At 72.4% G+C, this 13,093-nt stretch carries 12 protein-coding genes; 8 read left to right on the forward strand and 4 right to left on the reverse strand.

Annotated elements, in window-relative coordinates; translation table 11 throughout:
• Position 1 precedes the first annotated feature (1 nt).
• From OHS18_RS23930 to OHS18_RS23940, 3 genes are read right to left on the reverse strand one after another with little or no spacing between them, the layout of a single operon-like run.
• The gene (locus tag OHS18_RS23930; RefSeq protein WP_328612472.1) at positions 2-193 is read right to left on the reverse strand and encodes a DUF1737 domain-containing protein; all 192 of its coding nucleotides are present in this window, start codon (positions 191-193) and stop codon (positions 2-4) included.
• 21 nt (positions 194-214) lie between these two features.
• On the reverse strand, positions 215-3,166 hold the full coding sequence (locus OHS18_RS23935; RefSeq protein WP_328612473.1) for an SMC family ATPase: 2,952 nt from the start codon (positions 3,164-3,166) through the stop codon (positions 215-217).
• Positions 3,163-4,314 carry an exonuclease SbcCD subunit D gene (locus OHS18_RS23940; RefSeq protein WP_328449090.1) on the reverse strand — a complete coding sequence of 384 codons (1,152 nt, stop codon included), beginning with the start codon at positions 4,312-4,314 and terminating at the stop codon, positions 3,163-3,165. The genes OHS18_RS23935 and OHS18_RS23940 overlap by 4 nt, the downstream gene beginning before the upstream one ends.
• 226 nt (positions 4,315-4,540) lie before the next feature.
• On the opposite strand from OHS18_RS23940, the gene rmuC reads away from it, so the two are divergent.
• Both rmuC and OHS18_RS23950 read left to right on the forward strand, forming a co-directional pair.
• Positions 4,541-5,455, forward strand: coding sequence for a DNA recombination protein RmuC (gene rmuC / locus OHS18_RS23945; RefSeq protein WP_328449089.1), 915 nt, complete (start codon positions 4,541-4,543; stop codon positions 5,453-5,455).
• A 601-nt stretch (positions 5,456-6,056) separates the two neighbouring features.
• Positions 6,057-7,007 (forward strand): DUF6542 domain-containing protein, encoded by a 951-nt coding sequence (locus OHS18_RS23950; RefSeq protein ID WP_328612474.1) that lies wholly within the window; start codon positions 6,057-6,059, stop codon positions 7,005-7,007.
• Positions 7,008-7,440: 433 nt separating this feature from the next.
• Here OHS18_RS23950 and OHS18_RS23955 read toward each other — a convergent pair whose 3' ends face one another.
• Positions 7,441-8,439 carry a 4-hydroxy-3-methylbut-2-enyl diphosphate reductase gene (locus tag OHS18_RS23955; protein ID WP_328449087.1) on the reverse strand — a complete coding sequence of 333 codons (999 nt, stop codon included), beginning with the start codon at positions 8,437-8,439 and terminating at the stop codon, positions 7,441-7,443.
• 151 nt (positions 8,440-8,590) lie between these two features.
• Between OHS18_RS23955 and OHS18_RS23960 the strand changes: the two genes are divergently transcribed.
• The 6 genes from OHS18_RS23960 (at position 8,591) to OHS18_RS23985 (ending at position 13,092) form a co-directional block, all read left to right on the forward strand.
• Positions 8,591-9,319 carry a lipid droplet-associated protein gene (locus tag OHS18_RS23960; RefSeq protein WP_328449086.1) on the forward strand — a complete coding sequence of 243 codons (729 nt, stop codon included), beginning with the start codon at positions 8,591-8,593 and terminating at the stop codon, positions 9,317-9,319.
• Entirely contained in the window at positions 9,316-10,563 is a 1,248-nt protein-coding gene (gene xseA / locus OHS18_RS23965; protein ID WP_328612475.1) for an exodeoxyribonuclease VII large subunit, read from the forward strand. Before OHS18_RS23960 ends, xseA begins: the two co-directional genes overlap by 4 nt.
• A 32-nt stretch (positions 10,564-10,595) precedes the next feature.
• Positions 10,596-10,964 (forward strand): hypothetical protein, encoded by a 369-nt coding sequence (locus OHS18_RS23970; RefSeq protein ID WP_328459204.1) that lies wholly within the window; start codon positions 10,596-10,598, stop codon positions 10,962-10,964.
• Complete coding sequence (locus OHS18_RS23975) at positions 10,961-11,188, forward strand: exodeoxyribonuclease VII small subunit (RefSeq protein WP_326957895.1); 228 nt, start codon at positions 10,961-10,963, stop codon at positions 11,186-11,188. The genes OHS18_RS23970 and OHS18_RS23975 overlap by 4 nt, the downstream gene beginning before the upstream one ends.
• A gap of 86 nt (positions 11,189-11,274) precedes the next feature.
• Entirely contained in the window at positions 11,275-12,330 is a 1,056-nt protein-coding gene (gene glpX, locus OHS18_RS23980; protein ID WP_326957893.1) for a class II fructose-bisphosphatase, read from the forward strand.
• Between the two features lie 9 nt (positions 12,331-12,339).
• Positions 12,340-13,092, forward strand: coding sequence for a S1 family peptidase (locus OHS18_RS23985; protein ID WP_328612476.1), 753 nt, complete (start codon positions 12,340-12,342; stop codon positions 13,090-13,092).
• Position 13,093 lies beyond the last annotated feature (1 nt).

Genomic DNA, 13,093 nt, shown 5'->3' on the forward strand with positions numbered 1-13,093 from the left:
GCTAGGCCTGTTCGCCCGCCCAGAGCAGGGCCTGGGCCACGATCACCTGCTCGCCGTTGAAGGTGACCGCCGGTGAGCCGTGCAGGCGGTAGCCGAGCTCCAGCGCCTCGCTCACCCGGTGACAGAACTTCGCGTCGTCCGGGCCGGTGAGCACGCGGTAGCGGGGCAGGCCCTCGGGCAGTTGGTCGGTCATGACTTCATCTTGGCCGAGGCGTCAGCCCGCGCGCACCTCCAAGGTCGAGCCCGTGCGGGCCTTGCGGACCCGCAGCCGCGTCGGGATGCGCTGCCGCAGTTCCTCGACGTGCGACACCAGCCCGACCACTCGGCCGCCGGCGCGGAGTTCGTCGAGGATGTTCATCACGACGTCCAAAGTCTCGGCGTCCAGCGTGCCGAAGCCCTCGTCGACGAACAGCGTGTCCAGCAGCGCGCCACCGGTCTCGCCGGCGACGACGTCCGCCAGCCCCAGCGCCAACGCCAGCGACGCCAGGAACGACTCGCCGCCGGACAGCGTCTTCGCCGGGCGGATCGTGCCCGAGTAGTCGTCCAGCACGTCGATGCCGAGGCCGCCGCGGGTGCCGCGCGCGCCGGCCGCGTCCGAGTGCACGAACGCGTAGCGCCCCTGGCTCATCGTGCGCAGCCGGTGTGTGGCGGCGACCGCCACCTCCTCCAGCCGCGCCGCCAGCACGTACGAGCGCAGCGACATCTTCCGGCTGTTCTGCCCGCGCCCGTTGACGACGTCCGCCAGCGCGCGCAGCTCCGCGTACTCGGTTTCGGCCGGTGCCAACCCGGCGAGTGCTTTCCGCAGCAGTCCGGCCAGCCGGGTCAGCTCGTCGTGCTGGGAGGCGGCAACGCGCAAGGCCGCGTACGCCGTGTCGGCGGCCGCGCGCGCCAGTTCGGCGGCGTCGGCCGCGCGCCCGACGTCCGCGACGTCGTCCGGCGAGATGCCGAACAGGTCCGGCTCGGACAGCAGCGCCCGCGCGCCCGCCGCGGTCGCTTCGGCCTCGGCGATGCCCTGTTCCAGCTTTTCGATCTGCTCGTCCGGCAGCATCGCCGAGCGCGCCTTCTTCAGCGACGTGAAGCCCTTGGCCTTGACCGCCGCGTCGACCAGCGTGCGTTGCTGCGCGACCCGTTCCCGGGCGCCGGTGACCGCCGTCCGCGCCTCGGCGACGGCTTCGAGGGCCTCGGCCAGCCCGACCAGGTACGTCCGCCGCGCCCCGACGTCCGCGAACTCGCCGCGCCCGGCGACCAACCGGCGTTCCCGCTCGGCCAGCCGTTCTTCCAGGGATCGGACGTCCGCCGTGGCCTCGGCCACCGCTTGCTCGGCCCGGCGACGACGTTCCGTCCGCAGCTCCAGGTCCCGCTCCAGCAGCACGACCTGCTGCCCGAGTTTCGCCTTCGCTTCCGCCTGCTGGGTCAGCGTGGTGACTATCGCGCGGGCTTCGGACAGCTCAGCCGTGACGGTCTCGGCGGTCCGCCCCTCCAGCCGCTCGATCAGCCCCGCCAGCCGCGCCTTCGCCTCTTCCAACGCGGTGACGACCCGCTGCCACATCGCGTCCGCCGCCTGCTCGGCTTCCTCGGCGGCCCGCTCTTCGGCCGGATCGACGAGTATCGCGTTCCGGTTCGCCGGCGCCGGATGCTCCGCGGAGCCGCAGACCGGGCAGGGCGCGCCTTCCGGCAACGCGGCGGCGAGTTCGGCCGCCATGCCGTCGAGCCGCCGCTCGCGCAGGTCGAGCCGCCGTTGCCGGGCCGCTTGGTGCGTGTCGACGACTTCGCGCAGTTTCGCTTCGCCCCGCCCGACTTTCGCCTGCGCCTCGGGCAGTTCGGCCGCGTCGCGCGCCACGGCCCGCAGCTCGTCGACGCGGGCGCGAGCCCCGTCGAGCTTGGCTTCGGCTTCGGCCGCCGCGAGCGCGTCCGCCCGCAGTTTCGCCAGCTGGCCGGGGATCGCGGCCAGCTCGGCAGTCAGTTCCTCGGCCTGCTTCGCGGCTGTGACGGAGGACAGCTTCAGGTCGTCGCGCCGCATGATGTCGACCTGCTGCTGCTCGGCCTCGGCGACCAGTTCGGCGACCGCACCCGCTTCTTCGCGCGCGGTCGCCGCTCGCGCCTTCAGGTCGCCGGTCGCGCGGGTGCCGAACTCCCGCAGCTCCGCACCGCAGGCCTTCTCCGTTTGTTCGGCGTCGGTCAGCTCCGCGGTCCGCCGGTCCAGCAGGTCCGCCTCGACGGCCACGCCCGCCGCCCGCCGCGCGGCCGCGACTTCCTGGGCCCACTCGGCACGCTGGGGCGCCTGCTCGGTGATCTCGAGCAGCCGCAGGTGCGCGGTGCGAACCCGGCGGATCTTCTCCGCGTCGGCGCGCTCCTCCTGCAGATGCGCGTCCGCCCGCTGGGCCGCGGCCCGCGCCCGCTCCTCCTCCGCCGTGACCTGCCCGACGCGTTCGGTGGCCGCCGCGAGCACCGCGTCCACCCAATCCGCGGGCTCCGACTCGGGCGGATCCTGTTGGGCCTCCTGGGCATACCGCGCCAGCAGCTCGCGCACGGACTGCTGCCGCGCCTCCAGCTCCCGGCCGCGCTCGGCCCGCAGGTCGGCGAACCAGCGTTCGACGTCGGCGAAGCGCTCGGTGCCGAACAGCCGTTCCAGCAGCTTTTCGCGCTCGGCGGTGTCCGAGCGCAGGAACCGGGCGAACTCGCCCTGCGGCAGCAGCACCACCTGGAAGAACTGGGCCGCGGTCATCCCGAGCAGCCGCTCGACCGTGCGCGCGACCTCCTCGATCCGGATCAGGCCCTCCGGCGCCAGCCCGGCCGGCGCGGTGCCGATCCAGCTCAGCGACACCTTCGCCTGCTGCGTCGTCGTGCCCTCGCCACGCCGCTTCGGCCGCTGGTACTCGGGGTTGCGCACGATCTTCAGCCGGTGCCCCTGCACGGTGAGCTCCAGCGCGACCTCGGTGACCTGATCCGGCACGGCCAGGTCGCAGCGCAACCGCTTCGCCTCGTTGCGGGCGCCCGGGACCACGCCGAACAAGGCGAACGCGATCGCGTCGAGCAGCGTGGTCTTGCCCGCGCCGGTTTCGCCGTGGAGGAGGAAGAGCCCGTCCGCGCCGAGCACCTCGAAGTCGACCACCTGGCGCTTGAGGTACGGCCCGAAGGCCTCGACCTCCAGCCTGTGCAGCCTCATTTCGCGAGCGCCCCCCGGTCGGCCGCTTCGAGTGCGTGGAACAGGAGCTTCTCTTCGCGTTCGCTCGGCGGGGCGCCGCGGCAGTCGTCGAGGAAGCTGCGCGAGATCTCGATGTCGGAGCGGCCGCGGACGGCGTCGGAGTACCGCAGCGGGGCGCCCGCGTACCCGCCTTCGGGCTCCCACTCCACGTGCACGGCGTGCGGGAACCGCACGCGCAGCCGGCGCATCGCGTCCACCGGGCGGACACGATCGGTGACCGTGACCGACAGGAAGTGCTCGAGGAACACGTCGTGTTCCGGGGCCACGAGCAGGTCTTCGAGTTCGCCGCGCAGGGTGGCCAGGGCCCGCGGCACCGGCAGCTCGTGCCGGCGCACCTCGGCGAGCCCATCGGCGTCCAAGTCGACCAGCCAGACCGATTTCCGTTGCCGCGCCTCGGAAAACGAGTACGCCAGCGGGCTTCCGGAGTAGCGCAGGTGCTCGGCGAGGGTCTGCGGGCCGTGGAGGTGGCCGAGCGCGACGTAGTCGACGCCGTCGAAAACCGAGCCGGGCACCTGTTCGACGCCCCCGACCGCGATCGTCCGCTCCGAATCGGTCGGTTCGCCGCCGGTGACGAACGCGTGCGCGAGCACGACCGACCGGACGCCGGGGCGGGTGGCGAGGTCTTCGCGGATCCGGCGCATGGCCTCGGTGAGCACGCCCGTGTGCCCGCGCGCCTCCGGCACGCCCAGCGCGTGCCGCGACGGTTCCGGTTCGAGGTAAGGGATGCCGTAACACGCCACCGGGCCGTGGTCGTCGTCGAGCAGCACCGGTTCGGCGAGGCCCCCGACGGTGGTGCGCAGGTGCAGCCCGCCGGCGGCGGCGAACTCGGCGAACGCGCCGAGCCGGGGAGCGGAGTCGTGGTTGCCGGGCGTGACGATCAGCTGCGCGCCGGCCGCGCGGATCCGGGCGACCGCCGCGGTGGCCACCCGCACGGCCTCGGCCGACGGCACCGCGCGGTCGTAGATGTCCCCCGCCACCAGGACGACGTCGATCGCCTCGCCGGCCACGAGGTCGGCGAGGTGCCCGAGCACCGCTTCCTGTTCCGCCAGCAGGTCCGCACCGTGGAAGGTGCGGCCGAGGTGCCAGTCGGACGTGTGCAGGAATCTCACCGGGCCAAGGTACGACCCGGCTCCGACGAAATCGCGGAGGCTCGCCGCCATCCCACTCGAACGTGTGTACGAGCACGAGAGTGGCTTGCTCGGACACGCCCTGCCCGAATTCGAAGTGTTCGCAGGTCAGCTACCCAGAGCGACGGGTCGGGTGCGTTTTTTGTCGGTGGGGTCCGTCATGATGTCTGCGCGGTCCGATCCAGCGGCCCCGAGGGAGGAGATTCAGGTGGCGACAGTGCTGACCACGGCGGCGGTCGTGCTCGCGGTCCTGCTGCTGATCGCGGTCGCGGTGCTGTGGCGGCTGTACAACGACGGGATGCGGCGCGCGGACGCGGCGGCCCGGCTGGTCGCGGCCGAGCGGGCGAAGGCGGATCAGCAGCAGCTCGCGCTGCGCCGGTACGAGGTGGCGTTCGCGTCGATCAGCGGGCGCGGCGAGCTGGGCGAGCAGGTACTGGTCGAGACGGCGCGGGCGCTCGGGCTCCGCGAAGACCTGCACTTCACCCTGCAGACCGACCTGGCCGGTGGTGGCGCGGCGAAACCGGACATGGTGCTGAGCGTCGGCGGCGGGCGCACGGTCCCGGTCGACGCCAAGGCGAGCATGGCGACCTGGGCCGAAGCGATCGAGACCGACAACCCGGAGGAACGGCTGGACGCGTTGCGCGCGCACGTCCGGCAGATCCGGTCCCGGGCGGCCGAGCTGGCCGGCAAGGGCTATCAGCGCTGGGCGGACGCGATCTACGGCACGATCATGTTCGTCCCGTCCGACGCCGCTGTGGTCGCGGCGCTGGACACCGACCCGGAGCTGCTGCGCTGGCTGATCGACCGGCGGGTGTTCCTGTGCGGGCCGACGGGCTTCGGCGTGCTGGCCTCGGCGGCCCTGTTCGCGGCGACCGACCGCACGCTGGAGGCCGACGTCGAGCAGGTCCGGGCCGGCGCGGCCGCGGCGCACCGGGCCGCGGGCGGCGCGGTGGAGGCGCTCAACCTGTCCAGCACGCACCTGCAGCGGTTCCTTTCGGCGCGGCGGCGGGAACTGGAAGCCCTGGAGACGTTCCGGGCGACGGTGGCTCCCTTGACGGACGCGTCGGGGAGTCCGGCCGCGGTGCCCCAGGTGCGGAAGGGGGACGAACTGGCGGCGAGCTGAAAGGACTGGACCACGGGTGGTCGACTGACTCACGGTCACGGCGGGGCGCCCCGCTCGGCCCGGAGCCGGGCTCCGGAACGGGCGGCGATCGCCTGAACGGCGTCGCGATGCGAGCCCTGCGAACGCGGTGACGGGTCACCGGTTTGGCGAGGACGACCTCGGCTGGTCGTGCTGAGCCATCGAGCCGTTCGACGGGCTCGCGGCGAGGTACGGCCCGGGCAGGCAGGGCCGGACAGCGTCGGCGGCCGGACCCGGCGCGGTGGAGGCGGCCTCGGACGGACGTACCCGAGCGGCTGACTCGCGTCACTCGGTGCGGCAGTTTGTGACCTCGGCGGACAGCACCCGGACACGGCCATCCGGCCTACCTGGCGGAGCAGTGTCCAAAAGGTGGCCACGAGGTGACCGGTAATCGTCCTACCAGCGACGATGCTCCTCCTGGCGAGTCACGGCCGGCACCGATCGAGCACTCCGGGAGATGCCGATGACGGCTGTCCGCGGTGAGTGCCCGCAGCCATTCGGCTCACGCCGCCGGGTGGCGGTACAACCAAGTCGGCGGCGGTGCTAGCAAGATCTTCACAACCACGAGATACGGTGTTGTCTCGTGACCGCGATTCGCGATCGCCAGAGCGATCCAGATGCCGACGACGTCCCCGTGCCGTGGGACGAGCGTCCAGTCGTCGGTTCGAGGCGTGGACTCCCTTGGTGGGCGGCGGTCCTGGTCGGCCTCGGCCTGGCGGTCGTCGGTGCCCTCATCGGCAAGCCGAGCCAGAACAGCATCCCCGTCATCTTCACTGTCTGTTACGTCCTGGGCGCGGTGATCGCGGTCTGCGCGGTGCGGCGCCGGGGCATCTTCGGGCCGATGGTGATGCCGCCGCTGGTGCTGGCCGTGACCGTGACCAGCGTGATCCTGCTGACCTCCGGGTCGCAGGGCGGCGACGACATGCTTTCGAAGGCGTTGAAAATCGGCACCCCGCTGATCAACGGCTTCCCGATGATGGCGATCACCACCGGTGTCACGCTGCTGATCGGGTTCGTCCGGATCTTCCGCGAGAAGGACCCGGACGCCCCGGCGAAGGTCAAGGGCGGCAAGGGTGGCAAGGCCGACCGCCGTCGCGCGGACGAGGACGACGAGAAGCCCGCGGCTCGTGCCGCGGCGACATCGGCGGGTGGGCGGCCGCGGCCGCCCGGCTCGAGCCGCACCGGTCAGACGCCCGTGCCGCAAGGTACCCGCCGTGGCCGTGAAGGCGAACCGCCCCGGCGGCCGCGTCCGCCCGCGGAAGGTGAGCGCCGCGCCCCTCGTGCGGCGGGTGCGCCCGCCGAGCGCGACCCGGGCACCCGCGGCACCCGCAAGCCCCCGCCGGCGAACCGCCGCCCCCGCCCGGAAGAGGCCGACCCCCGCCGGCGCGAGCCCCGCGGCGACGCCGCCCCGCGCCGCCGGCCGCGGCCCCCGGCCGAAGACGGCCGTGACACACCGCCGCCCCGCCGCCCCTCGGCGGGTGGGCGTGGTGCTCCGCCGCGACGGAACCGTCCCTGGGACGACGAAGAACGCTGACGTATCACCGAAGGCGGTCATTTCCTACGGGAGGTGACCGCCTTCGGCGTTCAGGCGCGATGGTTCGGACCACACGGCTCACCACCGCGGCGACCTCTGCCACCGACGCGCGGCCGAGCGCGATCCCCGGACGTATCGACCCGCCGCAGCCGGCGCTCCCGGCCGGGTGTCGACTCACGCGGCAGCGGTCACCGGCGAGTCCGCTCCCGAGATCCCGGATCTCGTCCGACGGCCGCGAGAGCGAGGCGGAGAAGGGGTGGCGCTCACCCATCGGACGCCCCAGCAGGTTCTGCCGCCGGGTAAGGGGCTCATCTCGGAAAGCACCCGGCGGCGAGCCGAAAATCGACTCGCCGCCGGAACCGCTCAAGCCTCGGGGCACGAAGCTCCGTCGGCGAGCCGAAACCCGGCCCGCCGCCGAAGCGTCCAGAGGAACTCAGACCTTGCGAAGCTCCTTCGGCGGCGCGAAGGTGATCTTCTCGTTCGCCGTGGTGACCTCGTCGACGTCGGCGTAGCCGCGCTCGGCCAGCCAGTCGAGGACCTCCATCACCAGCACGTCCGGGACCGACGCGCCGCTGGTGACGCCCACCGTGGTGACGCCCTCCAGCCAGGCTTCGTCGATCTCGCGGGCGAAGTCGATCAGGTACGACGTGTCGGCGCCCGCCTTCAGGGCCACCTCGACCAGGCGCTTCGAGTTGGACGAGTTCGTCGAGCCGACCACCAGGACCAGGTCGCACTCGGCCGCCATCGCCTTGACCGCGACCTGGCGGTTCGTGGTGGCGTAACAGATGTCGTCGCTGGGCGGGTCCGCCAGACCGGGGAACCGCTCACGGAGCTGGTCGACCCGCTCCATCGTCTCGTCGACCGACAGGGTCGTCTGGGACAGCCAGATCACCTTCGACGGGTCGCGCACCTCGACCTTGTCGACGTCCTCGGCCTTGTCGACCAGCTGCACCTTGTCCGGCGCCTCACCGGCGGTGCCCTCGACCTCTTCGTGGCCTTCGTGGCCGATCAGGAGGATGTCGTAGTCGTCCTTGGCGAACCGGTTGACCTCCTTGTGCACCTTCGTCACCAGGGGGCAGGTCGCGTCGATCGTGCGCAGGTTCCGGTCCGCCGCCTCCGCGTGCACCATCGGCGAGACGCCGTGGGCGGAGAACACCACGAGCGCGCCCTCGGGCACCTCGGACGTCTCGTCGACGAAGATCGCGCCGCGCTCGCGCAGCGTCTCGACCACGTGGCGGTTGTGGACGATCTCCTTGCGCACGTACACGGGGGCGCCGTAGACCTCGAGGGCCTTCTCGACGGCGATCACCGCGCGGTCCACGCCGGCGCAGTAGCCACGCGGCTTCGCGAGCAGCACGCGCTTCTTGCCGGAGGCGGTTCCGGTGATCGTCGGGGTACCCGCGGGCTCGATTCCGGGACTCGCTGAACTCATGGCACCCAGGGTACGGGCAGTCCGCGGGCGAACCCGCAGTCCCTTTCGGGTGAGCTTCGTCCCCCTGTCGTGCTGTGCGCGGGGTCACGCAACGCGCCCGAACCCACCCTTTGGGTTGGGCAGGATGGCGTAAATGCGGCAGGCTAGACGTATGAAGCCATTCCCGCTCCCCCTCCGGGTCGCCGCGGGCCTCGCCGTCAGCACCGCCGAGCGGGTTCGTGAGCTTCCCCGGCAGCTCGCCGGGCTCCCGGTGACCGTCGTCAGCCAGGTGCTGCAGGCCTCCATGCGGGTGCAGCAGCACGTCACCGAGCTGGCGATCAAGGGCGACAACGCCCTGTCGAACCTGCGGCCCGTCGAGGACACCCCCAGCTGGGCGACCTTCGACGAAGACCTCGACGTCCCGCCCGTCCGGCCCAACCTCACGCCGGTCGCCGACGTGCCCGAGCCCCGTTCGGAGGTCAACGGTCACGTTCCGTCACTTTCCGACTTCGAAGCGGAACTGGGTGACCCGTGGGCCGACGAAGAGCGCGCGCTCGCCGAGGACCACGCCGACGGCGAGTTCGACGCGCCCGAAAACGCGCCGGAGAAAGCCTCCAAGCCGAAGCCCGGCACGCCCAAGATCGACAAGAAGGCCAAGAGCGAAATCCCGAAGACCAGCGCCGGCGGGTACGAAGGTCCCGCCGGGCTGACCGGCTACGACCAGCTCACGCTGCCGCAGCTGCGGGCCCGGCTGCGCCAGTTCTCGATCCCGCAGCTCGAGACGATCCTCGAGTACGAGCGCGCCCACGCCGACCGCTCGTCGTTCACCGGGATGCTGAGCCGCCGGATCGCCAACGCCCGCAAGGCGCAAGAGTCCGGCGACGGCACGGAAGGCCCGTGAGCACCGAATCCGCGCCGGCACCCTCGAGCACCGCCGAAAACCCCTGGCCGGTCCGCACGGTCGCGCGCAAGGTCGGCGACTGGATCCACCGGCTCGGCAGCGTCTGGGTCGAAGGTCAGGTCACCCAGGTCAACTCGCGGCCGAACACGCAGACCGCGTTCCTGACGCTGCGCGACCCGTCCGCGGACGTCTCGATGTCGGTCACCTGCCCGAACTGGCTGATCCGCGAGATGGAGCCGCCGCTGCGCGAGGGCGCCAGCGTCGTCGTGCACGCGAAGCCGTCGTTCTTCTTCGGCCGCGGCACGATCAGCCTGCGCGCCGACGAGATCCGCGCCGTCGGCATCGGTGAGCTGCTGGCCCGGATCGAACGCCTGAAGAAGCTGCTCACCGCCGAAGGCCTCTTCTCGGCGCAGCGCAAGCGGCCGATCCCGTTCCTGCCCCGGGGCGTCGGCCTGATCACCGGCCGTGCGTCGGCGGCCGAGCGGGACGTCCTGGTCAACGCCCAGGCGCGCTGGCCGCACGTGCAGTTCAAGGTCTTCAACACCGCCGTGCAGGGTTCGCAGGCGGTTCCGCAGATCATGCGCGCGCTGCGGATGCTGGACGCCGACACGGATGTCGACGTCATCGTCATCGCCCGCGGCGGCGGCAGCGTGGAGGACCTGCTGCCGTTCTCCGACGAGGCTCTCTGCCGCGCGGTGTCGGCCGCCGGGACGCCGGTCGTCAGCGCGATCGGGCACGAGCCCGACACCCCGCTGCTCGACTACGTCGCCGACCTGCGCTGCTCGACGCCGACCGACGCGAGCAAGCGGATCGTGCCGGACGTCCGCGAGGAGACCCAGCGCGTCCACCAGATGCGTGACCGCGGCCGCCGCGCGCTACACGGCTGGGTCGACACCCAGACCCGGCTGCTGACCCAGCTGCGCAGCCGCCCGGCGCTGGCCGATCCGCTCGGCCCGGTCCAGCGGCGCCAGGACGACGTCGACGTGCACCGCGAACGCGCCCGCCGCGCCATGCTGACCCTGCTCGCCAAGGACCAGGCCGAAATCGCCAGCGCGCGGGCCCGGCTCACCGCGCTCGGGCCGGCCGCGACGCTGGAACGCGGCTACGCGGTCGTGCAGTTCCTCGACGCCGAAGGCAACCTCCAGGTACTCCGCTCCGTCTCCGAAGTCGAGGCCGGTGCCCAGCTGCGCGTGCGCGTGGGCGACGGCGCGATCACGGCGGTGGCGGAAGGAGCACGGGAGTGAATCCTCGGGCAGCGACGTTCCTCCCGCTGACGATGGACGCGGCCCGGCAGCTGGGCGCGCGTCCGCTGCTGGACCAGGCGATCCGCACCGATCGGGCGGCCGCCGAATGCTGGACGGCGCTGCTCGCCGGCTGCGGCACCGCCGCCCGCCGCGACCTGGGCCCGCAGCTGCGGCGGCTCTCCGAGGCGACGTCGATGCAGGTCGGTTCGCGCTGGTGGTTCGCCGAGGGCGCCGGGCACCGCAAGCGGGTGGCCGGGGCGCAGGAAAACCTCGAAGAGGCGATCGCGGAGGGTGACGGGCAGGAGTTCGCGCTGGCGTTCGTCGGGTACGACCACGCGATGGCGAGCGCGGTAGTGTGCGCCCACAACCCATCCCGGAAGGTCGGAGAACGTCCAGCGTGAGCGAACCAGCCACTGAGGAACTCGGCTACGAGCAGGCCCGTGACCGCCTCGTCGAGGTCGTCCGCGAGCTCGAAGCCGGCGGGCTGTCGCTCGAGCAGTCGCTCGAGTTGTGGGAGAAGGGCGAGAAGCTCGCGAAGGTCTGCGAGCGGCACCTCGAGGGCGCCCGGGAGCGCATCGAAGCCGCCTTGGCGTCCGTCGAGGACGAGCCCGGCAACGGCCAGTGACGTTCGCCATGCCGTCGGTGCCTCGACCGACCCGCGGTATCTGAGAGACTGGGCGTCCGCCGAACTCCGCATTCCGGGAGGCCCGCATGACCAGCTCCAGCGCCCCACAACGCCGTGAAGCGCCCGACCGCAACCTCGCGATGGAGCTGGTCCGGGTGACCGAAGCCGCCGCGATGGCGGCCGGCCGCTGGGTCGGCCGCGGCGACAAGATCGGCGGGGACGGCGCGGCCGTCGACGCGATGCGCCAGCTGGTGTCGACCGTGTCCATGCGCGGCGTCGTGGTGATCGGCGAGGGCGAGAAGGACGAAGCGCCCATGCTGTTCAACGGCGAAGAGGTCGGCAACGGCGACGGCCCGGACTGCGACGTCGCGGTCGACCCGGTCGACGGCACCACGCTGATGGCCAAGGGCATGCCCAACGCCCTCGCGGTGCTCGCGGTCGCCGAGCGTGGCGCGATGTTCGACCCGTCCGCGGTGTTCTACATGGAGAAGCTGGCCGTCGGGCCGGAAGCCGCGGGCAAGGTGGAGCTCGGCGCGCCGATCGCGGAGAACATCCGCCGGGTCGCCAAGGCGAAGAACAGCAGCGTCGGCGACGTCACGGTGTGCATCCTGGACCGCCCGCGCCACGAGCAGATCATCAAGGAGGTCCGCGACGCCGGCGCGCGGATCCGCTTCATCTCCGACGGCGACGTCGCGGGCGCGATCGCCGCGGCCCGCCCGACCACCGGCGTCGACATGCTGATCGGCATCGGCGGCACCCCCGAGGGCATCATCGCGGCCTGCGCGATGAAGTGCCTCGGCGGCGAGCTGCAGGGCCGGCTGTGGCCGAAGGACGACGCCGAGCGCGAGAAGGCCATCGCCGCCGGGCACGACCTCGACCGCGTCCTGCTCAACGACGACCTCGTGCGCGGCGACAACGTCTTCTTCTGCGCCACCGGCGTCACCGACGGCGACCTGCTCCGCGGCGTCAACTACCGCGAAGGCGGCGCGACGACGCAGTCCATCGTGATGCGGTCCAAGTCCGGGACCGTCAGAATGATCGACGGCTACCACCGGCTCGACAAGCTCCGGGCGTACTCCTCGATCGACTTCGACGGCAACCTGAGCGCCGGCGACGACGACGTGGTGCCCCCGCTGCCGTAAAGGAGATTCGTGACCAGGCGACTGCTGGCACTGCTGACGGTCCTCGCGCTCGTTCTGGTCCCGGGCACCGCCGCGGCCGAACCCGGCATCGTCGGCGGTGCTGTCGCCGACCAGCCGTACCCGTTCGCGGTGTCGCTGCACTCGACGTCCGGCAAGCTGTTCTGCGCCGGCGCGCTGATCGCCCCGGCGTGGGTGGTCACGGCCGCGCACTGCGTCTTCGACAAGGCCCCGTCCGCCGTGTCGCTGCGGCTGGGGTCGAACGACTCCGGGCAGGGCGGCGAAGTCGCGCGGCCCGCCGAGATCATCGTCAACCCGGCGTTCGACACGCAGAACCCGGCGGGCGACATCGCGTTGCTGCGGCTCGCGACGCCGGCCAAGGCGGCGCCGATCGCGATCGCGACGGCGGCGGCACCGGGGACGGCGACCCGGATCCTCGGCTGGGGCCAGACCTGCCCGAAGGTGAACTGCGGCCAGATCCCGACGGCGCTGCAGCAGCTCGACACGCACATCGTCGAAGGCTCGAAGTGCACGTCGGTGTTCGACGGCACGGCCGAGCTGTGCACGGACAACCCGGGCGGCACCGCCGGGGCGTGCTTCGGCGACTCCGGCGGCCCGGAAGTCGTGCGCGACGGCGACCACTGGCTGCTGGCCGGCGTCACGAGCCGCCCGGGCAACGACAGCCCGGTGTGCGCGACGGCGCCGTCGATCTACACGTCCGTCGTCGCCTACGCGCCGTGGATCGCGGAGAAGACGAAGGCCTGAC

The organism is Amycolatopsis sp. NBC_00355, from assembly GCF_036104975.1.
Taxonomy (GTDB): Bacteria; Actinomycetota; Actinomycetes; order Mycobacteriales; family Pseudonocardiaceae; genus Amycolatopsis.

Excerpts from the sequence above, each read along its gene's own strand:
- OHS18_RS23955 (WP_328449087.1), bottom strand. The coding sequence starts at position 8,439 with ATGAGTTCAGCGAGTCCCGGAATCGAGCCCGCGGGTACCCCGACGATC.
- glpX (WP_326957893.1), top strand. The coding sequence starts at position 11,275 with ATGACCAGCTCCAGCGCCCCACAACGCCGTGAAGCGCCCGACCGCAAC.
- OHS18_RS23970 (WP_328459204.1), top strand. The coding sequence starts at position 10,596 with ATGGACGCGGCCCGGCAGCTGGGCGCGCGTCCGCTGCTGGACCAGGCG.
- OHS18_RS23960 (WP_328449086.1), top strand. The coding sequence starts at position 8,591 with ATGAAGCCATTCCCGCTCCCCCTCCGGGTCGCCGCGGGCCTCGCCGTC.
- OHS18_RS23930 (WP_328612472.1), bottom strand. The coding sequence starts at position 193 with ATGACCGACCAACTGCCCGAGGGCCTGCCCCGCTACCGCGTGCTCACC.
- OHS18_RS23935 (WP_328612473.1), bottom strand. The coding sequence starts at position 3,166 with ATGAGGCTGCACAGGCTGGAGGTCGAGGCCTTCGGGCCGTACCTCAAG.